General features: G+C 59.0%; 19 protein-coding genes and 1 pseudogene. 11 read left to right on the plus strand and 9 right to left on the minus strand.

Annotated elements, in window-relative coordinates; all coding sequences use genetic code 11:
* Positions 1-99 precede the first annotated feature (99 nt).
* Positions 100-1,242 (minus strand): MFS transporter, encoded by a 1,143-nt coding sequence (locus J2Y56_RS03310; protein ID WP_007947442.1) that lies wholly within the window; start codon positions 1,240-1,242, stop codon positions 100-102.
* A 177-nt stretch (positions 1,243-1,419) separates the two neighbouring features.
* Positions 1,420-2,913, minus strand: coding sequence for an aldehyde dehydrogenase (locus J2Y56_RS03315; RefSeq protein WP_007947443.1), 1,494 nt, complete (start codon positions 2,911-2,913; stop codon positions 1,420-1,422).
* A gap of 226 nt (positions 2,914-3,139) precedes the next feature.
* Here J2Y56_RS03315 and J2Y56_RS03320 point away from each other — a divergent pair, with 226 nt between their 5' ends.
* The gene (locus J2Y56_RS03320) at positions 3,140-3,502 is read left to right on the plus strand and encodes a cupin domain-containing protein (protein ID WP_007947444.1); all 363 of its coding nucleotides are present in this window, start codon (positions 3,140-3,142) and stop codon (positions 3,500-3,502) included.
* A gap of 177 nt (positions 3,503-3,679) precedes the next feature.
* Here the strand turns inward: J2Y56_RS03320 and rpmG are convergent, their stop codons facing one another.
* Both rpmG and rpmB read right to left on the minus strand, forming a co-directional pair.
* Positions 3,680-3,835 (minus strand): 50S ribosomal protein L33, encoded by a 156-nt coding sequence (gene rpmG / locus J2Y56_RS03325; protein WP_007894709.1) that lies wholly within the window; start codon positions 3,833-3,835, stop codon positions 3,680-3,682.
* Between the two features lie 11 nt (positions 3,836-3,846).
* Positions 3,847-4,080, minus strand: coding sequence for a 50S ribosomal protein L28 (gene rpmB / locus J2Y56_RS03330; RefSeq protein WP_007894701.1), 234 nt, complete (start codon positions 4,078-4,080; stop codon positions 3,847-3,849).
* 445 nt (positions 4,081-4,525) lie between these two features.
* Between rpmB and J2Y56_RS03335 the strand changes: the two genes are divergently transcribed.
* A complete protein-coding gene (locus J2Y56_RS03335) occupies positions 4,526-6,118 on the plus strand; it encodes an ABC transporter substrate-binding protein (RefSeq protein WP_310333372.1) in 1,593 nt (530 codons plus the stop codon).
* A gap of 73 nt (positions 6,119-6,191) precedes the next feature.
* On the opposite strand, the gene radC is transcribed toward J2Y56_RS03335, so the two are convergent.
* Positions 6,192-6,866 carry a DNA repair protein RadC gene (gene radC / locus J2Y56_RS03340; RefSeq protein ID WP_150780181.1) on the minus strand — a complete coding sequence of 225 codons (675 nt, stop codon included), beginning with the start codon at positions 6,864-6,866 and terminating at the stop codon, positions 6,192-6,194.
* A 136-nt stretch (positions 6,867-7,002) separates the two neighbouring features.
* Here radC and coaBC point away from each other — a divergent pair, with 136 nt between their 5' ends.
* The 4 genes and pseudogenes from coaBC to argB all read left to right on the plus strand — a co-directional run bounded on the left by coaBC (position 7,003) and on the right by argB (position 11,216).
* Positions 7,003-8,211 (plus strand): bifunctional phosphopantothenoylcysteine decarboxylase/phosphopantothenate--cysteine ligase CoaBC, encoded by a 1,209-nt coding sequence (gene coaBC / locus J2Y56_RS03345; RefSeq protein ID WP_310348655.1) that lies wholly within the window; start codon positions 7,003-7,005, stop codon positions 8,209-8,211.
* Between the two features lie 5 nt (positions 8,212-8,216).
* On the plus strand, positions 8,217-8,672 hold the full coding sequence (gene dut, locus J2Y56_RS03350; RefSeq protein WP_007943127.1) for a dUTP diphosphatase: 456 nt from the start codon (positions 8,217-8,219) through the stop codon (positions 8,670-8,672).
* 236 nt (positions 8,673-8,908) lie between these two features.
* Positions 8,909-10,285 (plus strand): annotated as a pseudogene (locus tag J2Y56_RS03355) (phosphomannomutase/phosphoglucomutase); the annotation flags it as partial.
* Positions 10,286-10,310: 25 nt separating this feature from the next.
* A complete protein-coding gene (argB, locus tag J2Y56_RS03360; protein WP_007943125.1) occupies positions 10,311-11,216 on the plus strand; it encodes an acetylglutamate kinase in 906 nt (301 codons plus the stop codon).
* Positions 11,217-11,295: 79 nt separating this feature from the next.
* On the opposite strand, the gene pyrE is transcribed toward argB, so the two are convergent.
* Positions 11,296-11,940 carry an orotate phosphoribosyltransferase gene (gene pyrE, locus J2Y56_RS03365; protein WP_007943124.1) on the minus strand — a complete coding sequence of 215 codons (645 nt, stop codon included), beginning with the start codon at positions 11,938-11,940 and terminating at the stop codon, positions 11,296-11,298.
* Between the two features lie 82 nt (positions 11,941-12,022).
* Between pyrE and J2Y56_RS03370 the strand changes: the two genes are divergently transcribed.
* Positions 12,023-12,802, plus strand: a complete 780-nt coding sequence (locus J2Y56_RS03370) for an exodeoxyribonuclease III (protein WP_007934608.1) — start codon at positions 12,023-12,025, stop codon at positions 12,800-12,802.
* 103 nt (positions 12,803-12,905) lie between these two features.
* On the opposite strand, the gene gltS is transcribed toward J2Y56_RS03370, so the two are convergent.
* The 3 genes from gltS to rph all read right to left on the minus strand — a co-directional run bounded on the left by gltS (position 12,906) and on the right by rph (position 15,630).
* Positions 12,906-14,114 carry a sodium/glutamate symporter gene (gene gltS, locus J2Y56_RS03375; RefSeq protein WP_310348635.1) on the minus strand — a complete coding sequence of 403 codons (1,209 nt, stop codon included), beginning with the start codon at positions 14,112-14,114 and terminating at the stop codon, positions 12,906-12,908.
* 396 nt (positions 14,115-14,510) lie between these two features.
* Positions 14,511-14,879 (minus strand): DUF4870 domain-containing protein, encoded by a 369-nt coding sequence (locus J2Y56_RS03380; protein WP_007943121.1) that lies wholly within the window; start codon positions 14,877-14,879, stop codon positions 14,511-14,513.
* Between the two features lie 28 nt (positions 14,880-14,907).
* On the minus strand, positions 14,908-15,630 hold the full coding sequence (rph, locus tag J2Y56_RS03385) for a ribonuclease PH (protein WP_007943120.1): 723 nt from the start codon (positions 15,628-15,630) through the stop codon (positions 14,908-14,910).
* Positions 15,631-15,899: 269 nt separating this feature from the next.
* On the opposite strand from rph, the gene J2Y56_RS03390 reads away from it, so the two are divergent.
* The 4 genes from J2Y56_RS03390 to spoT all read left to right on the plus strand — a co-directional run bounded on the left by J2Y56_RS03390 (position 15,900) and on the right by spoT (position 19,990).
* Entirely contained in the window at positions 15,900-16,763 is an 864-nt protein-coding gene (locus J2Y56_RS03390) for a YicC/YloC family endoribonuclease (RefSeq protein ID WP_007943119.1), read from the plus strand.
* Positions 16,764-16,775: 12 nt separating this feature from the next.
* Entirely contained in the window at positions 16,776-17,396 is a 621-nt protein-coding gene (gene gmk / locus J2Y56_RS03395) for a guanylate kinase (RefSeq protein WP_007943118.1), read from the plus strand.
* A 167-nt stretch (positions 17,397-17,563) separates the two neighbouring features.
* Positions 17,564-17,827, plus strand: a complete 264-nt coding sequence (gene rpoZ / locus J2Y56_RS03400) for a DNA-directed RNA polymerase subunit omega (RefSeq protein WP_007894670.1) — start codon at positions 17,564-17,566, stop codon at positions 17,825-17,827.
* A 57-nt stretch (positions 17,828-17,884) separates the two neighbouring features.
* Complete coding sequence (spoT, locus tag J2Y56_RS03405) at positions 17,885-19,990, plus strand: bifunctional GTP diphosphokinase/guanosine-3',5'-bis pyrophosphate 3'-pyrophosphohydrolase (protein ID WP_007943117.1); 2,106 nt, start codon at positions 17,885-17,887, stop codon at positions 19,988-19,990.
* The last annotated feature ends 7 nt before the right edge of the window (positions 19,991-19,997 follow it).

The raw sequence follows: 19,997 nt of genomic DNA on the forward strand, positions 1-19,997 counted from the left end.
AGTCGCAAAATCATACACCGCGATCTTTCAGATAGACCGCGTAGGCCGGGTTTACGACTGCTGCGCAGCCGAACGCAGGCTTCGCCAGCTGCTACATATCTAAGCGGGTTGCACCGTACCGAACGCGCCTTGGCGCGATAGCAGAATCACCAGCCCCAACGCCCCTGCCGCCATCAACAACGGCAACGCATGCCCGCTGATCCATTGGCTACCCGCCCCAGCCGCCAATGGCCCGACCAGACAACCGATTCCCCATAGCTGCGCGACATGGGCATTGGCGCGCACCAGCGCATCGTCACGGTAACGTTCGCCGATCAGAATCAGTGACAAGGTAAACAAGCCGCCAGCACTGGCGCCAAACAGCACCCACAACGGCCAGATCAGCAGCGTGTCGATCAACAACGGGATCGCCAGGCTCGACAGCAGCAAGACTACTGCGCAACCCGTAAACAGGGTGCGCCGAGACAAGCGATCCGCCAGCGCACCAATCGGCAATTGCAGCAACGCATCACCGACCACCACGGTACTGACCATCGCCAAGGCGATTTCCGTGGTGAAGCCCTGACGCAGGCAATACACCGGCAACAAGGTCAGGATCATCGCCTCGAATGCGGCGAATAACGACACCGCCCAGGCAATCGCCGGCAGACCACGGCAGAAAACCCACAAATCGCCAAACGTCACGCCACTCGCTTCGCTGGTGGGTGCCCCGCTGCGCCCCAACAACAGCAACGGTGCCGTCATCAGCAAGCCGACGCCTACCCAAAATCCATAATCGTGTTCAGTCCCCAGAACACCCAGCAGCACAGGCCCGGCGAGCTGGCTCAGGGCATAGCTGCAGCCATACAGCGCCACCAGCCGCCCGCGCCACTGTTCGACCACAAGCTGATTGATCCAGCTTTCACCGAGGATGAACACCAGCGTCAGGATCACTCCGATCATCAGCCGCAAAACCAGCCAGATCGGGTAACTCGGCAACAGCGCCAGCAAGCCGATGGACAACGCCCCGGCCCACAGGCACAGCCGCATGAGATTGGCTGTGCCCAGGCGCGCGGCCAGATGACTGGAGATTTTCGCCCCCAGCAACACGCCAATGGCCGGCATCGCGGCCATTACGCCGATGGCGAATGAACCGTAGCCCCAGCTTTCCAGGCGAAACGACACCAGCGGCATACTGACGCCCAGGGCCAGGCCGACACTCAAGACAGACGCCAATACGGCGAAATAAGTCGCCCAACGCATGTTCCACGCTCCTGTGGATTTTTATGTACAACACAAAACAGTGTGGGAGCGAGCCTGCTCGCGATGACGGAGCAACATTCAACACTGATGTCGATTGTTATACCGCTATCGCGAGCAGGCTCGCTCCCACAGGGGATCTTCGTTATGCCGGGCCCCGGTCTGGGGGCCCGCTACAGATTACAACTTGATCCAGGTCGCCTTCAGTTCGGTGTACTTGTCGAACGCGTGCAGCGACTTGTCACGGCCGTTACCGGACTGCTTGAAGCCACCGAACGGCGCGGTCATGTCGCCGCCATCGTACTGGTTGACCCAGACGCTACCCGCACGCAGCGCGCGGGCCGTCAGGTGAGCCTTGGAGATGTCCTTGGTCCACACCGCTGCAGCGAGGCCGTAAGGCGTGTCATTGGCAATCGCAACGGCTTCTTCGGCGGTGTCGAAAGCGATAACCGACAACACCGGGCCAAAGATTTCTTCCTGGGCGATTTTCATCGCGTTGCTCACGCCGTCGAAAATCGTTGGCTCAACGTAAGTGCCACCGGTTTCTTGAAGCGTGCGCTTGCCACCGACCACCAGTTTGGCGCCGTCGGCATGGCCCGACTCGATGTAGGACAGCACAGTGTTCATCTGCTGGGTATCGACCAGCGCGCCGACGTTTGTCGCCGGGTCCAGCGGGTTGCCCGGCTTCCAGGTTTTCAGGGCCTCGATCACCAACGGCAGGAATTTATCCTTGATCGAACGCTCGACCAGCAGACGCGAACCGGCGGTGCAGACTTCGCCCTGGTTGAAGGCGATAGCGCCGGCAGCGGCTTCGGCGGCGGCTTGCAGGTCCGGGGCATCGGCGAACACGATGTTCGGGCTCTTGCCGCCGGCTTCGAGCCAGACGCGTTTCATGTTCGACTCGCCTGAGTAGATCAGCAGCTGCTTGGCGATCTTGGTGGAGCCGGTGAACACCAGCGTATCGACATCGTTGTGCAGGGCCAGGGCCTTGCCGACGGTGTGACCGTAACCCGGCAGCACATTCAGCACGCCTTTCGGAATGCCGGCTTCAACAGCCAATGCCGCGATGCGGATAGCCGTCAGCGGGGATTTTTCGGACGGCTTGAGGATCACCGAGTTACCGGTGGACAGCGCCGGGCCGAGTTTCCAGCAAGCCATCATCAACGGGAAGTTCCACGGCACGATGGCGCCAACGACACCAACCGGCTCGCGGGTCACCAGACCCAGTTGATCGTGCGGGGTGGCCGCGACTTCGTCGTAGATCTTGTCGATGGCTTCGCCGCTCCAGCTCAGGGCTTGCGCCGCGCCGGGAACGTCGATGTACAGGGAGTCGCTGATCGGCTTGCCCATGTCCAGGGTTTCAAGCAGCGCCAGTTCTTCGGCGTTCTGTTTCAACAGGCCGGCGAAACGGATCATGGTGGCTTTGCGTTTGGTCGGCGCCAGGCGCGACCAGACGCCGGAATTAAAGGTGGCGCGGGCGTTTTCAACAGCGCGCTGGGCGTCGGCGGCGTCACAGCTGGCAATCTTGCCCAGCAGACGGCCATCGACCGGGCTGATGCACTCGAAGGTCTCAGCGGAGACAGCATCGGTGTATTCACCATTGATGTAGGCACGGCCTTCGATCTTCAGATCGCGAGCCCGTTGTTCCCAGTCGGCACGAGTCAGGGTGGTCATTCGAGTGTCCTCCTCTTATTGAATACGAACGCTGCGCGGTCTTCGCGGGCGCTGTCAGGAATTCTGCCCGGCCAGCCTGCTTTTCGGCCCAAGGCAACTGTCACCCTAAACCAGCGGCAGGTGAAGTTTCAATATATTTGACACAAGACCGGCAAACCGCCTTGCGATGTTCATTTTAATAAACATAGACTTTGGTCTTTTCAGGCAATCACGGGAAATTACAACAATGAATATCCAGGATGTCGTCGACTTCAGCCAGGCCACCACCGCGCCCGAGCGCTATCGGCCGGACCCGGTGAAAGTCCTCAAGGGCGATCCCGAACAAGCGGTGTATAACCATTACAACAGCCCGTGCGGGCAATTGAATGCTGGCGTTTGGGAAGGCGAAATCGGGCAATGGACCGTGAATTTCACCGAGCACGAGTACTGCGAGATCGTGCAGGGGGTTTCGGTGCTGCGCGACAACGACGGCAATAGCAAAACCCTGCGCGCAGGTGACCGCTTTGTGATTCCTGCCGGGTTCCAGGGCTCTTGGGAAGTGCTGGAGCCGTGCCGCAAGATTTATGTGGCGTTTGAGCAGAAGGTCTGAGGAATTAAGCTGTCTGAGCCGACGCTTTCGCGAACAGGCACGCTCCCACATGGGCACGCGAAACCTGTGGGAGCGAGCCTGCTCGCGATGAGGCCCTGACAGGCACCACAAAACTCAAGCAACAAAAAAGGCCCGTATCTCGCGATACGGGCCTTTTTCGTAAGAGGGTAAAATCAATTACTTGATTTTGCCTTCTTTGTAGATCACGTGCTTGCGAACAACCGGATCAAATTTCTTGATCTCGATTTTGTCCGGGGTAGTACGCTTGTTCTTGTCGGTAGTGTAGAAGTGACCAGTACCGGCGCTCGAAATCAAACGAATCAATTCACGCATGATTAGCTCCCTTAGATCTTGCCGGCTTTGCGGATTTCGGCCAGCACGACAGTGATGCCACGCTTGTCGATGATACGCATGCCTTTGGCAGATACGCGCAGACGCACGAAACGTTTCTCTTCTTCAACCCAGAAGCGGTGATGCTGCAGGTTCGGCAGGAAACGACGACGGGTTTTGTTGTTTGCGTGGGAAATGTTATTCCCAGTCACCGGACCCTTACCGGTAACTTGACATACTCTCGACATGCCTCAGCCCTCTAAAACCACATGCCCAACCCGGCATGGGTTGGCCGCTTAATCTCTCAGTCATTTGGCGCCAGGCGCCGCGTTTCTTTAGAGGTCTTACCGGCTACACCTACAGTGAAGGAACCGGGCCCCTAGAAAAGAGCGCTGCTTTATACCAGAAAGACTGGAGAGCAACAACATTCCGTGTGCACGGACTTCATAAAAACCCCGTTTTTCGGGCCACGAGTGCCTTGGATAAAGGCTATCGTCGATAAAGACCACTCGTCGCAGAAAATCGGCCAACCCGCCGAATCAGGATTTTTTCAGCCCGTGCCCACTGAAAACAATCCCACATAGTCCCCTTAAAATGAAAAAGGGGATAGTCATTTGCAAAAGAGCCTACTAGGGTAAGGCTTTTCCAGACTGCACTTGCAGATGGGCCTTCGATCTGTAAAGGAATCCGACCATGCGCCTCGCTGCCCTACCCCTCTTGCTCGCCCCAATGCTGCTGGGTCCACAGGCCATGGCCGCGGCCCTGACGGTCTGCACCGAGGCCAGCCCCGAAGGGTTCGACGTGGTGCAATACAACTCGCTGACCACCACCAACGCCTCGGCCGACGTGCTGATGAACCGCTTGGTGGACTTCGATACTGCCAGCGGCAAAGTGGTCCCCAGCCTTGCGGACAGTTGGGAAGTCTCACCCGACGGCCTGACATACGTATTCAAACTGCATCCGCAGGTGCCATTCCATCGCACCGAATACTTCAGCCCGACGCGCAATCTGACCGCCCAAGACGTGATCTTCAGCTTCGAGCGCATGCTCGACCCGGCCAACCCGTGGCACAAAGTCGCCCAGAGCGGCTTCCCGCACGCACAATCGATGCAATTGCCCGTGCTGATCAAGAAGATCGATGCACTGGACCCGATGACCGTACGTTTCACCCTCGATCACCCGGACTCGACCTTCCTCGCCACCCTGAGCATGGGGTTCGCCTCGATTTATTCCGCCGAGTATGCCGACAAACTGATGAAGGCCGGCACGGCGGAAAAACTCAACAGCCAGCCAATCGGTACCGGCCCGTTCGTGTTCACGCGTTTCCAGAAAGACGCGTCGATTCGCTACAAGGCCAACCCGGACTACTTTGGCGGCAAGCCCTCGGTGGACCCGTTGATCTTCGCGATCACGCCCGACGCCAACGTGCGCTTACAGAGATTGCGTCGCGATGAGTGCCAGATCGCCCTGTCGCCCAAGCCTCTGGACGTACAGGAAGCACTGAAAGAGCCAGAGCTTCTTAACGTGGAAAAAACCGACGCGTTCATGACCGCTTTCGTCGGCATCAACAGCCAGCATCCTCCACTGGACAAGCCGGAAGTGCGCCAGGCGATCAACCTCGCCTTCGACAAGGCCAACTACGTCAAAGCCGTGTTCGAAGACACCGCCGAGCCCGCCAAAGGCCCGTACCCACCGAACACCTGGAGCTACGACAAAAGCTTGCCGGGTTACCCGCACGACGTGGCGAAGGCCAAGGCGTTGATGGCCAAGGCCGGCCTCAAGGACGGGTTCCAGACCACCATCTGGACCCGCCCTACTGGCAGCACGCTGAACCCCAACCCGAGCCTCGGCGCTCAACTGCTGCAGTCCGACCTCGCGCAAATCGGTATTCAGGCCGAGATCCGCGTCATCGAGTGGGGCGAGTTGATCCGCCGCGCCAAGGCCGGCGAGCATGATTTGCTGTTCATGGGCTGGGCCGGCGACAACGGCGACCCGGACAACTTCCTCACGCCGCAGTTTTCCTGCGCAGCGCTCAAGTCCGGCACCAACTTCGCCCGTTATTGCAATCAGGACCTGGACAAGCTGATCAGTGCCGGCAAGACCACCGGCGAGCAAGGCGTGCGCACCAAGCTCTATGAGCAGGCACAGGCACAGATCCAGCAGCAGGCGCTGTGGCTGCCGCTGGCGCACCCGACGGCGTTTGCGCTGACGCGCAAGGATGTCCAGGGGTATGCCGTCAGCCCGTTTGGCCGTCAGGATTACTCCAAGGTCAGCGTCAAGCCATAAGCTGCAGCCTCAAGCTAGAGCTGCCCGCGCACGGCTCTAGCTTGAAGCTTGACGCTTGAGACTTACTGCTGCCCTACATCCACCCGTACTCGGCCATGGACAGCGGATCGCCATCCCCGATGATGAAATGGTCAAGCACCCGCACATCGATCAGGCCCAGTGCCTCTTGCAGGCGCTTGGTCAGCAGACGATCGGCCTGACTGGGGTCGGAGTTTCCCGACGGATGGTTATGACAGAGGATCAACGCTGCGGCGTTATGGGCCAGAGCTCGCTTGACCACTTGGCGTGGATATACGCTGGCGTTGTCGATGGAGCCGCGAAACAGCACTTCAAAGGTCAGCACTTGATGTTTGGAATCCAAAAAAAGACAGCCGAACACTTCGTGGGGCTCGTGGCGCAACATCGATTTCAGGTAGTCCCGAACGGCCTGTGGATTTTCCAGCGCTGATTTTTGACGAGCCCGCTCGGCCAAATGCCGCCGGCCCATTTCCTGCGCTGCTTGCAACTGGGCGAATTTCGCTGGCCCGAGCCCCAGCTGCCTGCTGAACGCTACCTGATCGGCCTCAAGCAATGAGCGCAAACTGCCAAACTGATTCAACAGGTGTCGAGCCAGGTCCACCGCGCTTTTACCCGACACGCCGGTCCGTAAAAAAATCGCCAGCAATTCTGCATCTGAAAGACTTGCCGAGCCCAACTCAAGCAACCTTTCCCGCGGCCGCTCCGCCGCCGGCCAATCACGAATACTCATAGCACCTCCCTGGTATGTGGGCGCCGCTGTTCCGTAGCGGTCGCTGTGATATCGTAGCCCATCTTTTTTGCTGGCGATTTCATCCCTGGGGAGGGGGTCTCGCCATGCAGTCATCAACGAAATGAAAGGCAGACCTATGCAGCGGCTGTATCGGAAACGCATCGTTCTGGGCGTCGGCGGCGGCATTGCTGCCTACAAGAGCGCCGACCTGGTTCGCCGCCTGATCGACCAGGGCGCCGAAGTGCGCGTGGTCATGACCCGTGGCGGCAGCGAGTTCATCACCCCGCTGACCATGCAGGCCTTGTCCGGGCACCCGGTTCACCTCGACTTGCTGGACCCGGCGGCAGAAGCTGCCATGGGCCACATCGAGCTGGCCAAATGGGCTGATCTGGTGCTGATCGCCCCCGCCACCGCGGACCTGATCGCCCGCCTGGCCCAAGGCATCGCCGACGACCTGCTAACCACCCTGGTGCTGGCCACCGACGCCGTGGTCGCTGTCGCCCCGGCGATGAACCAGGCCATGTGGCGCGATCCGGCGACCCAGGCCAACCTGCAAACCCTCGAAAGCCGCGCCATCAAAGCCTTCGGCCCGGCCTCCGGCAGCCAGGCCTGCGGCGACGTCGGCCTGGGGCGCATGCTCGAAGCCGTCGATCTCGCCCAGTGCGCGGCGGATTGCTTCCAGCGCCAGGCGCTGACCGGCAAGCACGTACTGATTACCGCCGGGCCGACCCAGGAAAACATCGATCCGGTGCGTTACATCACCAACCACAGCTCCGGAAAAATGGGTTTCGCCCTGGCCGAAGCCGCGGTGGAAGCCGGCGCCCGCGTGACCCTGATCACCGGCCCGGTGCACCTGCCAACGCCGGATCGCGTCACGCGCATCGACGTGGTCAGTGCCCGCGACATGCTCGCCGCCTGCGAAGCCGCGATTCCTTGCGACCTGTTCATCGCCTCGGCAGCAGTCGCGGACTACCGCCCGGAAGTCGTCGCCCCACAGAAACTCAAGAAAGACCCTACGAACGGCGACGGCCTGTTGCTACAGATGGTGCGCAACCCGGACATCCTGGCCACCATCGCCACGCGCCCCGACCGTCCGTTCAGTGTCGGTTTCGCCGCCGAAACCGAACACCTGCTCGACTACGCTGCCCGCAAGTTGAAAGACAAGAACCTCGATTTGATCGTCGCCAACGACGTCGCCAATCCAAGCATTGGCTTCAACAGCGAAGAAAATGCCTGCAGCGTGATCGACCGTGAGCTTCACGCCACACTTTTCGCCCAGACCAGCAAGAGCAAGATTGCTCGCCAGCTGATCACTTTTATCGCCGAACGTCTGAACCAGGTTTAATTTACATGCACGCTTTGCAAGCCAAGATCCTCGACCCCCGCATCGGTACCGAATTCCCGCTGCCGCAATACGCCACACCAGGCTCCGCTGGCCTCGACCTGCGGGCCATGCTGGAAAAAGACATCGTGATCAAGCCGGGTGAAACCGTGCTGATCCCGACCGGACTGTCGGTTTACATCGGTGATCCAGGTTTGGCCGCGCTGATCCTTCCGCGCTCCGGTTTAGGGCATAAACACGGCATCGTGCTGGGCAATCTGGTCGGATTGATCGACTCCGATTACCAGGGCCCGCTGATGGTGTCCTGCTGGAACCGCGGCCAGACTGACTTCAACATGGTGGTCGGTGAGCGTCTGGCACAGTTGGTGCTGGTGCCGGTGGTGCAAGCGCATTTCGAGATGGTCGAAGAGTTCGTCGAAACCCAGCGCGGTACGGGTGGTTTCGGGCATTCCGGCAGCCATTGATGATTCATTTTGGGAGCGAGCCTGCTCGCTCCCACAGGTTTGTTGCTGAGGTGTCACAGGCTTCATTTGGAAATTTTTATTGCCTGAGTTAGTGGAGTGGCCTTTTCGCACCACGAACTCTGCGTGGAAAACGCCGTCATACCCTTCAGTTTGAGCCGGCCGACGCGTACCAAGCAGGCCTGTCCAGTCACTTTCGAGATGGAGCATTCCTACAGATGAACACCCCCGCCCAAGTCGCACCCAAGTTTCCCGACAGCATCTTTCGCGCGTATGACATACGCGGCACCGTCCCGGAATTCCTGAACGCTGAAACCGCTTACTGGCTCGGTCGCGCCATTGGCGCCCAAAGCCTGGCTCAGGACGAACCGAACGTTTCCGTTGGTCGCGACGGCCGCCTGTCCGGCCCGGAACTGGTCGAACAGCTGATCAAAGGCCTTGCCGATGCCGGCTGCCACGTCAGCGACGTCGGTCTGGTGCCAACGCCGGCGCTGTACTACGCCGCCAATGTGCTAGCCGGTAAATCCGGGGTAATGCTCACCGGTAGCCATAACCCGTCGAACTACAACGGTTTCAAGATCGTCATCGCCGGCGACACCTTGGCCAACGAACAGATCCAGGCCCTGCACGACCGTCTCAAGACCAACAACCTGAGCAGCGGCGAGGGCAGCATCACCCGGGTCGAAATCCTCGACCGCTACAACACTGAAATCGTCCAGGACATCAAACTGGCCCGTCGCCTGAAAGTTGTAGTCGACTGCGGCAACGGTGCGGCCGGCGTGATCGCCCCGCAACTGATCGAAGCGCTGAACTGCGAAGTCATCCCGCTGTTCTGCGACGTCGACGGCAACTTCCCGAACCACCACCCGGACCCGGGCAAGCCTGAGAACCTCGTCGACCTGATCGCCAAGGTCAAGGAAACCAACGCCGACCTCGGCCTGGCCTTCGATGGCGATGGCGACCGTGTCGGCGTCGTGACCAACACCGGCAGCATCGTCTACCCGGACCGCTTGCTGATGCTGTTTGCCCGTGATGTTGTGGCGCGCAACCCTGACGCGGAAATCATTTTCGACGTCAAATGCACGCGACGCCTGATTCCGCTGATCAAGGAATACGGCGGTCGGCCGCTAATGTGGAAGACCGGTCACTCGTTGATCAAAAAGAAAATGAAACAATCCGGCGCGCTGTTGGCCGGTGAAATGAGCGGGCATATCTTCTTCAAGGAACGCTGGTTCGGTTTCGACGACGGCATTTACAGCGCCGCACGTCTGCTGGAAATCCTCAGCAAGGAAAAATCCACCGCGGAAGAGCTGTTTGCGACCTTCCCGAACGATATTTCTACGCCTGAAATCAATATCCATGTGACCGAAGAGAGCAAATTCAGCATCATTGATGCACTGCACGATGCGACGTGGGGCGAAGGCGCTGACCTGACCACCATCGACGGCGTGCGAGTCGACTACGCCAAAGGCTGGGGCCTGGTGCGCGCCTCCAACACCACACCGGTGCTGGTGCTGCGCTTCGAGGCCGATGATGAGGCTGAATTGCAGCGCATCAAGGACGTGTTCCATGCCCAGCTGAAACGTGTTGCACCTGACCTCCAACTACCGTTTTGATTTAACGATGCACCCGGAGCCCTGAATGACCCTCGAACGCGAAGCCGCCGCCAACACCGCCAAGGTCCTGTCCGAAGCGCTGCCTTACATTCGCCGCTATGTCGGCAAGACGCTGGTGATCAAATACGGCGGCAACGCGATGGAAAGCGAGGAGCTGAAAACCGGCTTCGCGCGCGACATCGTGCTGATGAAAGCCGTGGGCATCAACCCGGTAGTGGTTCACGGTGGCGGCCCGCAAATCGGCGACCTGCTCAAGCGCCTGTCGATCGAGAGCCACTTTGTCGACGGGATGCGCGTTACCGATTCCGCGACCATGGACGTGGTGGAAATGGTCCTCGGCGGCCAGGTCAACAAAGACATCGTCAACCTGATCAACCGTCACGGCGGTAGCGCCATCGGCCTGACTGGTAAAGACGCCGAGCTGATTCGTGCGAAGAAGCTCACTGTCACCCGCCAGACCCCGGAGATGACCCAACCGGAAATCATCGACATCGGCCATGTTGGCGAAGTGGTCGGCATCAACACCGACCTGCTGAACCTGCTGGTAAAAGGCGATTTCATTCCGGTGATCGCGCCCATCGGTGTCGGTGCCAACGGCGAGTCGTACAACATCAACGCTGACCTGGTGGCCGGTAAAGTCGCCGAAGCACTGAAAGCTGAAAAGCTGATGCTGCTGACCAACATCGCCGGGCTGATGGACAAGTCGGGCACCGTGCTGACCGGCCTGACCACCCAGCAGGTGGACGAACTGATCGCCGATGGCACCATTTACGGCGGCATGCTGCCGAAGATTCGTTGCGCGCTGGAAGCGGTTCAGGGCGGCGTTGGTAGCTCGTTGATCATTGATGGCCGGGTGCCGAATGCGATTCTGCTGGAAATCTTCACCGATACCGGTGTGGGTACTTTGATCAGTAATCGCAAGCGGCCTTAAGCAGCACATACAAAAAGACCCCGCTCAGCCTGGCTGAGCGGGGTCTTTTTTTGCCTGTATTCCCTGTGGGAGATTGCGGTTACACGCCGAACTGGGCGCGGTACGCCTCTACGGCTGGTAAATGCTGCTTGAGCTGCGGATCGTCCGCCAGGAATTCGAGCACCTGGTTCAGCGAAACGATGCTGATTACCGGAATCCCGAAATCACGCTCCACTTCCTGAATCGCCGACAATTCACCGTTGCCACGCTCCTGACGGTTCAGAGCGATCAGCACGCCTTTGGCCTTGGCGCCGTCCTGGGAAGCGATGATCTGCATTACTTCACGAATCGCGGTGCCTGCGGTGATCACGTCGTCGATGATCAGCACGTCGCCGGTCAGTGGTGCGCCGACCAGGCTGCCGCCTTCGCCATGGGCCTTGGCTTCCTTGCGGTTGAAGCACCAAGGCAAATCGCGCTCGTGATGTTCGGCCAGGGCCACGGCGGTGGTCGCTGCTAACGGGATGCCTTTGTAGGCTGGGCCGAACAGCACGTCGAACGATATACCGCTCTCGACGATGGCTGCCGCATAGAAACGCCCCAGCTGCGCAAGGGCCGAGCCCGTGTTGAACAAGCCGGCATTGAAGAAGTAAGGACTGGTACGCCCGGACTTCAGGGTGAACTCACCGAAGCGCAAAACGCCGCGATCGATGGCAAAACGAATGAAATCGCGCTGATACGCTTGCATGAAAAAAACCCCAAATACCACGGATTTAGCTAATTAGGTTGACGCCGTGTATCATACACGCACGTGATTTTTGGGGCCATTTATGCGGATCATCAGTGTGAACGTCAATGGTATTCAGGCTGCAGTCGAGCGTGGTTTGCTCAGTTGGCTGCAAGCACAGAATGCCGACGTCATCTGCCTGCAGGACACCCGCGCCTCCGCCTTTGAACTGGACGATCCAGCCTTCCAACTGGATGGCTACTTCCTTTATGCCTGCGAAGCCGAAGTTCCTGCCCAAGGTGGCGTGGCTTTGTATTCGCGGTTGCAACCGAAGGCCGTCATCAGCGGTCTCGGCTTCGAGACGGCCGACCGCTACGGGCGCTACCTGCAAGCCGATTTTGACAAGGTCAGCATCGCGACCTTGCTGCTCCCTTCGGGGCAGAACGGCGATGAAGACTTGAACCAGAAGTTCAAGCTAATGGACGACTTCGCCCGTTATCTGGATAAACAGCGACGCAAACGTCGCGAGTACATTTATTGTGGCTCGCTGTACGTGGCGCAACAGAAGCTGGATATCAAGAACTGGCGCGACAGCCAGCAATCCCCGGGCTTCCTGGCGCCTGAACGCGCCTGGATGGACGAGATTGTCGGCAATATGGGGTATGTCGATGCCCTGCGCGAAGTCAGCCGCGAAGGCGACCAGTACAGCTGGTGGCCGGATAACGAACAGGCTGAGATGCTCAACCTGGGCTGGCGTTTCGACTACCAGTTGCTGACCCCGGGCCTGCGCCGCTTTGTTCGCAGCGCACGCCTGCCACGTCAACCACGGTTCTCGCAGCATGCGCCACTGATCGTGGATTACGACTGGACGCTGACTATCTAAGCGCTGTGTCGCTGTCGACCGAAAAAATGCCCGTATCGCAAGTTACGGGCATTTTTTATGCGCCAGTCAAAGGTGGGAACGCTCACTGAATGTGGCGCGCACCTCAAACAGCGACAAAGAACGGCAGCGCAAGGTACAACTTGATCACGATGACATTAATGATGTCGATGAAGAAAGCCCCCACCATTGGCACCACCAGGAACGCTATCTGCGAAGGTCCGTAGCGCTGTGTCACCGCTTGCATGTTCGCGATGGCCGTTGGCGTGGCACCCAGCCCGAAACCACAGTGCCCGGCCGCCAGTACCGCCGCATCGTAGTTACTACCCATGACCCTGAACGTCACGAAAATCGCAAACAGCGCCATGACCAACGTTTGCACCGCCAGAATGATGAAGAACGGTAAAGCCAGAGAGGCCAGATCCCACAGCTTGAGTGACATCAGAGCGATCGCCAGAAACAGCGACAAGCTGACATTTCCCAGCACCGAGACTTCACGTTCAAACACCTGATACAAGCCGAGCGCCGAAAGCCCGTTGCGTAAAACCACCCCCACGAACAAGACGCAAACGAAGGTCGGCAACTCAAATGCGGTCCCTTGCAGCAAGCCATTCAGAAGATTGCCGGCCATTAGACTTACAGCGATCAGAGCGAGGGTCTCGATAAACGAAAATGGCGAAATCGAGCGCTCTTTGTTCGGCTGTTCAAAACCTTTTGGCAACCGCGGTGCTTCCTGGCTGTGGCAGCCGGGCACCTGAACACGCTTGATCAGCAGGCGCGCAACCGGACCACCAATCAAACCACCCAACACCAGGCCAAACGTCGCAGAAGCAATCGCAAGCTCAGAGGCGGAAGCCAAACCGTATTTCTCCCTGAATACCGCTCCCCATGCTGCGCCCGTACCGTGGCCGCCCGCCAAGGTGATCGAGCCCGTCAGTAGCCCCATCAATGGATCGAGCCCCAGCATTTTTGCGAGGCCAATGCCCATGGCATTCTGCACCACCAGAAGTCCGGTGACCGCCAGTAGGAATATCCCCACGACACGACCGCCCTTCTTCAGGCTGGCGAAGTCTGCACTCAAGCCGATGGTGGCGAAAAACGCCAACATCAAGGGAGTTTGCAGTGAAGTGTCGAAGCGGACTTCAATCTCCAGGGTTCGCAATACCAAGAGAACCAAGGCAACCACAAGGCCGCCGGCGACAGGTTCGGGGATATTGTAATTGCGCAGAAAACCAACACGTGTAACAAGACCGCGCCCCAGCAAAAGCACTAAGGAGGCAGCCACAAGCGTTCCATAAAAATCGAGCTGAAACATTGGGATTATTCTTGGATATATATTCAGAGGCGAACTTTTTACCTGGGCAGGCCTCTTGAATCGGCTGAAGTTCTCAACACTGATTGCATTTAAATTCAAGGACCTTCGATGGCCTGAATAAATCGAAATATTTCTGGAGGAATATTACTTAGGGCAACTTTATCAATCGCCAAGCCCCATTGCCAAGGACATAGCCAGTGTTGAGGCACTGCAGTTGTGACTAAAGATGTAAGAGCGATAGTTAATAAATACTTGTGACATCTGGTGATCGTAGATATCACCGACGGTACAGGCCGGGCAAATTAATTGTATTGCAAAAATACAAATGCCCTGACAAGTCAGGGCATTTGTTTTAGAGCGTGGATTGCTGAAACTTCCAATGTGGAAACCAGTTCGTTACTTGATCAGCCGCCAGGTGAACGGATACCGATAAGGAAAACCTTCATTGGCCTTCACACCCGCAATAATCGTCAGCACCAACGCGCCAATCGCCACCAGACCCAACAGGAAGAACCCGACAATCACCACCATCAGCAGGAAGCAGATGGCGGAGGCTATGGCGACGGTGATCTGAAAGTTCAGCGCCTCTTTACCTTGAGCATCAACGAACGGATCCATCTCGCGCTTCAACTGCCACAGAATCAGCGGGCCGATCAGCGTTCCGAACGGAATCCAGATCCCCAGCAAGGCGGACAAGTGACAAAACATCGCCCACTGCCGAGCTTCTTTGCTCGGGGTGGGAAGTACTTGCTGCTCATCACTCATAACGTCCTCCTTGTGTGGTTCCATCCGGTCAGTCGGCCAGTGCAGCCTTCTGCAGGTCGAAGATTTCGCTCATGCCTTTCTTCGCCAGCTCCAGCATGGCGTTCAGCTCTTCCGGCTGGAACGGCGCACCTTCGGCAGTGCCCTGGACTTCGATGAAACCGCCGGTGCTGGTCATCACCACGTTCAGGTCGGTCTCGGCAGCCGAGTCTTCCAGGTAGTCGAGGTCAAGCACAGGCTCGCCCTGGTACATGCCCACGGAAACGGCAGCGATCATTTGCTTCAACGGGTCGCCGCCTTTGAGGCCGCCACGCTTCTTGATCACTTTCAAGGCATCGACCAGGGCAACCATCGCGCCAGTGATGGAAGCCGTGCGGGTGCCGCCGTCAGCCTGGATCACGTCGCAGTCGACGTACAGGGTCACATCGCCGAGCTTGGACATGTCCAGCGAAGCGCGCAGGGAACGACCGATCAGGCGCTGGATTTCCAGGGTGCGGCCGCCTTGCTTGCCACGGCTCGCTTCACGCTGGTTACGCTCACCGGTGGCGCGGGGCAGCATGCCGTATTCAGCAGTCAACCAGCCCTGGCCCTGGCCTTTGAGGAAACGCGGCACGCCGTTTTCGACGCTGACGGTGCAGATGACTTTGGTATCACCGAACTCGACCAGTACAGAACCCTCGGCGTGTTTGGTGTAGTTGCGGGTAATGCGGATCGAGCGGAGCTGATCGGCAGCGCGACCACTTGGACGTTTCATAGGGAATACCTGTACGGAGGACGGAAAACTGCCGAGCATTATAGAGCCGCCGGCCACGACTGGGCACTTCTAAAAAATTCGCCCGACGACCGAAGGCCCTGAACCACGCTTTGCCGACGGCCTGCAGCTCTTTGTGACAGCGTGTGTTTGGGCGCATCCGCCCCACTGAGCTACAATCCTGCGCCTTTGCTGCCTGTCGGCTTTCATTCACAGATATCGGGTCCGCGAAACCTTTGGTAACGCATCGACCCGACTTGCGAGGTACCCCCATGGTGCACAGCATGACCGCCTTCGCCCGCGTAGAAAAAGCCGGCACCCAAGGCACCCTGAGCTGGGAACTGCGCTCGGTCAACAGCCGCTACCTGGAGCCGCACTTGCGCCTGCCGGAATCCTTTCGCGACCTCGAAGGCGCCGTCCGCGAGGCGCTGCGCCAAGGCATCTCCCGGGGCAAGCTTGAATGCACCCTGCGCTTCACCGAGGAAAACACCGATAAACCGCTGCAAGTGGACCGCGAGCGCGCAGCGCAATTGGTCGCCGCCGCCGAGACAATCGCCAGCCTGATCAAAAATCCTGCGGCGCTCAACCCGCTGGAAGTGCTGGCCTGGCCGGGCGTGCTGGTGGGTGATGCCACCGACCCGCAAGCCTTGAATGCCGAAGCATTGGCGCTGTTCAACGAAGGCCTGAAAGAGCTCAAGGCTGGCCGCGAGCGCGAAGGCGCGGAGCTGGCACGGCTGATCAACGAGCGACTGACCTCCATTGAAGAAGACGTCGTCACCCTGCGCGAACTGGTTCCGCAGATGCTCGCCACCCAGCGCCAGAAAGTCCTCGACCGCTTCGCCGACATGAAGGCCGACCTGGACCCGCAGCGGCTGGAGCAGGAAATGGTCATGCTCGCGCAAAAGAGCGACGTCGCCGAAGAGCTGGATCGCCTGAGCACACATATCATCGAAGTTCGCCGGGTGCTCAAATCCGGCGGCGCTGCCGGTCGGCGCCTGGACTTCCTGATGCAGGAACTCAACCGCGAAGCCAACACACTGGGCTCCAAAGCCTTCGACCCGCGCAGCACCCAAGCGGCGGTCAACCTCAAAGTGTTGATCGAGCAGATGCGCGAACAAGTACAGAATATTGAGTAAGGCAAACCCGACATGACCCACAGCACCGGCACCCTGTACATCATTTCCGCCCCTTCGGGCGCGGGCAAGAGCAGCCTGGTCAAGGCCTTGACCGACGCAGATCAGGAGATCCGCGTCTCGGTCTCCCACACCACCCGCGCCATGCGCCCCGGTGAAGTGAACGGCGTGAATTATCACTTCGTCGACCGCAGCGACTTCGTGAAGATGATCGAGCACGGGGATTTCCTTGAGCGCGCCGAAGTGTTCGGCAATCTCTATGGCACTTCGCAAAGCCATTTGCAGCAGACGCTGGACGAAGGCCACGATCTGATTCTGGAGATCGACTGGCAGGGTGCGGAACAAGTGCGCAAGCTGATGCCACAGGCACGCTCGATCTTCATTCTGCCGCCGTCACTTCAAGCGTTGCACCAACGCCTGAACAATCGCGGCCAGGACAGCGAGGAGGTCATAAATGGCCGGATGCGCGAAGCCGTCAGCGAAATGAGCCACTACGTCGACTACGATTACCTGATCATCAACGACGATTTCGCCCACGCGCTGAGCGATTTGCAGGCGATATTCCGCGCCAATCAGCTGCATCAGAAGCGTCAGCAGCAGCGCAATGGAAAACTTTTGGCTGAATTGCTCGGCTAAACAGCACTTCCCAAAACCGCTGCAAGGGCTTTACATTGGCACTTGCAGCGCGTTGAAGAGCTTGGTCAAAAAATCAGCGCTTCCCTAATCGCTGGTGATTTTTTAAACTGTCGAGTCCGCTCGCCCACCCGGGCAGCGCGCATATTGCATTCGCTCCGAGGAATACCATGGCCCGCGTAACCGTTGAAGACTGCCTGAACCACGTGGAAAACCGTTTTGAACTGGTCATGCTGTCCACCAAGCGTGCCCGTCAACTGGCCACCGGCGGCAAAGAGCCACTGGTCCAGTGGGAAAACGACAAGCCTACCGTGGTAGCGCTGCGTGAAATCGCTGAAGGCCTGATGAGCTACGAGTTCATCGCCAATGCTGAAATCGTCGAAGACGAACCGCTGTTCGCAGCGTTCGAGGACGAGTCCAACGAGGCCGTCTAAGCCTATGCCTGGTCGACGTAGCACGGCGCGGGTTCACAGCGAACGGCAGGAGTTATCATGCCGAGCATAGACGCCCTCGCCGATCGCTTATCGGCCTACCTCGGCAAAGACCAGGTCAACCTGGTCCGCCGAGCGTATTTCTACGCCGAACAAGCCCACGACGGTCAACGCCGACGTAGCGGTGAGGCGTACGTCACGCATCCTCTTGCGGTGGCGAATATTCTTGCCGACATGCACATGGACCATCAGAGCCTGATGGCCGCGATGCTGCATGACGTGATCGAAGACACCGGTATTGCCAAAGAAGCGCTGCAAGCGCAGTTCGGCGAAACCGTGGCCGAACTGGTCGACGGGGTCAGCAAACTGACCCAGATGAACTTCGAGACCAAAGCCGAAGCCCAGGCCGAAAACTTCCAGAAAATGGCCATGGCCATGGCGCGCGACATTCGCGTGATTCTGGTCAAGCTCGCCGACCGCCTGCACAACATGCGCACGCTGGAAGTCCTGTCCGGTGAAAAACGCCGGCGGATCGCCAAGGAAACCCTGGAAATCTATGCGCCCATCGCCAACCGGCTGGGCATGCACGCCATCCGCATAGAATTCGAAGACCTCGGCTTCAAGGCCATGCACCCGATGCGTTCCGCGCGGATCAACCAGGCGGTCAAACGCGCCCGGGGCAACCGCAAGGAAATCGTCAACAAGATCGAAGAGTCCCTCAGCCACTGCCTGGCCATCGACGGCATTCAGGGCGAGGTCAGCGGTCGCCAGAAACACCTCTACGGCATCTACAAGAAAATGCGCGGCAAGCGTCGGGCCTTCAACGAGATCATGGACGTTTACGCGTTCCGGATCATCGTCGACAAGGTCGACACTTGCTACCGCGTGCTGGGTGCCGTGCATAATTTGTACAAACCGTTGCCGGGGCGCTTCAAGGATTACATCGCGATCCCCAAGGCCAACGGCTATCAGTCACTGCACACCACGCTGTTCGGCATGCACGGTGTTCCGATCGAGATCCAGATCCGCACCCGTGAAATGGAAGAGATGGCCAACAACGGCATCGCCGCCCATTGGCTGTACAAATCCAGCGGCGACGAGCAACCCAAAGGCACTCATGCCCGCGCCCGTCAGTGGGTAAAAGGCGTGCTGGAAATGCAGCAACGCGCCGGCAACTCGCTGGAATTCATCGAAAGCGTGAAGATCGACCTGTTCCCGGACGAGGTCTACGTGTTCACGCCCAAAGGCCGGATCATGGAGCTGCCCAAAGGCTCCACGGCGGTCGACTTCGCTTACGCGGTGCACACCGACGTGGGCAACAGCTGCATAGCCTGCCGGATCAATCGTCGTCTCGCACCGCTGTCCGAACCGCTGCAAAGCGGCTCCACGGTCGAGATCGTCAGCGCTCCCGGCGCACGGCCGAACCCGGCGTGGCTCAACTTCGTGGTCACCGGCAAGGCGCGAACGCACATCCGCCACGCGCTGAAACTGCAACGTCGCTCAGAGTCCATCAACCTCGGCGAACGCCTGCTGAACAAGGTGCTGAACGGTTTCGACAGCTCGCTGGAAAAAATCGCCGCCGAGCGCGTCAAGGCGATGCTCGCCGAGTACCGTCTGGAACTGATCGAAGACTTGCTCGAAGACATTGGCCTGGGCAATCGCATGGCTTACGTGGTCGCCCGCCGCCTGCTCGGCGAAGGCGAACAGTTGCCAAGCCCGGAAGGCCCGCTGGCAATCCGCGGCACCGAAGGCCTGGTGCTCAGTTACGCCAAGTGCTGCACGCCGATCCCGGGCGACCCGATTGTCGGTCACCTGTCCGCCGGCAAAGGCATGGTGGTGCACCTGGACAACTGCCGCAACATCAGCGAAATCCGCCACAACCCGGAAAAATGCATCCAGCTCTCGTGGGCCAAGGATGTCACCGGCGAATTCAACGTCGAACTGCGTGTCGAGCTGGAACACCAGCGCGGCCTGATCGCGCTGCTGGCCAGCAGCGTCAACGCGGCCGACGGCAATATCGAAAAAATCAGCATGGACGAACGCGATGGTCGCATCAGCGTGGTCCAACTGGTGGTCAGCGTGCACGACCGCGTGCACCTGGCCCGCGTGATCAAGAAACTGCGTGCCCTGACCGGGGTGATTCGCATCACCCGCATGCGTGCGTAAAGCCCAC

Origin of the sequence: Pseudomonas sp. BE134 (genome assembly GCF_031456105.1) — a bacterium.
Classification (GTDB): Bacteria; Pseudomonadota; Gammaproteobacteria; order Pseudomonadales; family Pseudomonadaceae; genus Aquipseudomonas.

What these genes read in the sequence shown, in the direction of transcription:
- J2Y56_RS03310 (WP_007947442.1), bottom strand. Translation starts at nt 1,242, where the DNA reads ATGCGTTGGGCGACTTATTTCGCCGTATTGGCGTCTGTCTTGAGTGTC.
- J2Y56_RS03315 (WP_007947443.1), bottom strand. Translation starts at nt 2,913, where the DNA reads ATGACCACCCTGACTCGTGCCGACTGGGAACAACGGGCTCGCGATCTG.
- J2Y56_RS03320 (WP_007947444.1), top strand. Translation starts at nt 3,140, where the DNA reads ATGAATATCCAGGATGTCGTCGACTTCAGCCAGGCCACCACCGCGCCC.
- rpmG (WP_007894709.1), bottom strand. Translation starts at nt 3,835, where the DNA reads ATGCGTGAATTGATTCGTTTGATTTCGAGCGCCGGTACTGGTCACTTC.
- rpmB (WP_007894701.1), bottom strand. Translation starts at nt 4,080, where the DNA reads ATGTCGAGAGTATGTCAAGTTACCGGTAAGGGTCCGGTGACTGGGAAT.
- J2Y56_RS03335 (WP_310333372.1), top strand. Translation starts at nt 4,526, where the DNA reads ATGCGCCTCGCTGCCCTACCCCTCTTGCTCGCCCCAATGCTGCTGGGT.
- radC (WP_150780181.1), bottom strand. Translation starts at nt 6,866, where the DNA reads ATGAGTATTCGTGATTGGCCGGCGGCGGAGCGGCCGCGGGAAAGGTTG.
- coaBC (WP_310348655.1), top strand. Translation starts at nt 7,003, where the DNA reads ATGCAGCGGCTGTATCGGAAACGCATCGTTCTGGGCGTCGGCGGCGGC.
- dut (WP_007943127.1), top strand. Translation starts at nt 8,217, where the DNA reads ATGCACGCTTTGCAAGCCAAGATCCTCGACCCCCGCATCGGTACCGAA.
- argB (WP_007943125.1), top strand. Translation starts at nt 10,311, where the DNA reads ATGACCCTCGAACGCGAAGCCGCCGCCAACACCGCCAAGGTCCTGTCC.
- pyrE (WP_007943124.1), bottom strand. Translation starts at nt 11,940, where the DNA reads ATGCAAGCGTATCAGCGCGATTTCATTCGTTTTGCCATCGATCGCGGC.
- J2Y56_RS03370 (WP_007934608.1), top strand. Translation starts at nt 12,023, where the DNA reads ATGCGGATCATCAGTGTGAACGTCAATGGTATTCAGGCTGCAGTCGAG.
- gltS (WP_310348635.1), bottom strand. Translation starts at nt 14,114, where the DNA reads ATGTTTCAGCTCGATTTTTATGGAACGCTTGTGGCTGCCTCCTTAGTG.
- J2Y56_RS03380 (WP_007943121.1), bottom strand. Translation starts at nt 14,879, where the DNA reads ATGAGTGATGAGCAGCAAGTACTTCCCACCCCGAGCAAAGAAGCTCGG.
- rph (WP_007943120.1), bottom strand. Translation starts at nt 15,630, where the DNA reads ATGAAACGTCCAAGTGGTCGCGCTGCCGATCAGCTCCGCTCGATCCGC.
- J2Y56_RS03390 (WP_007943119.1), top strand. Translation starts at nt 15,900, where the DNA reads ATGGTGCACAGCATGACCGCCTTCGCCCGCGTAGAAAAAGCCGGCACC.
- gmk (WP_007943118.1), top strand. Translation starts at nt 16,776, where the DNA reads ATGACCCACAGCACCGGCACCCTGTACATCATTTCCGCCCCTTCGGGC.
- rpoZ (WP_007894670.1), top strand. Translation starts at nt 17,564, where the DNA reads ATGGCCCGCGTAACCGTTGAAGACTGCCTGAACCACGTGGAAAACCGT.
- spoT (WP_007943117.1), top strand. Translation starts at nt 17,885, where the DNA reads ATGCCGAGCATAGACGCCCTCGCCGATCGCTTATCGGCCTACCTCGGC.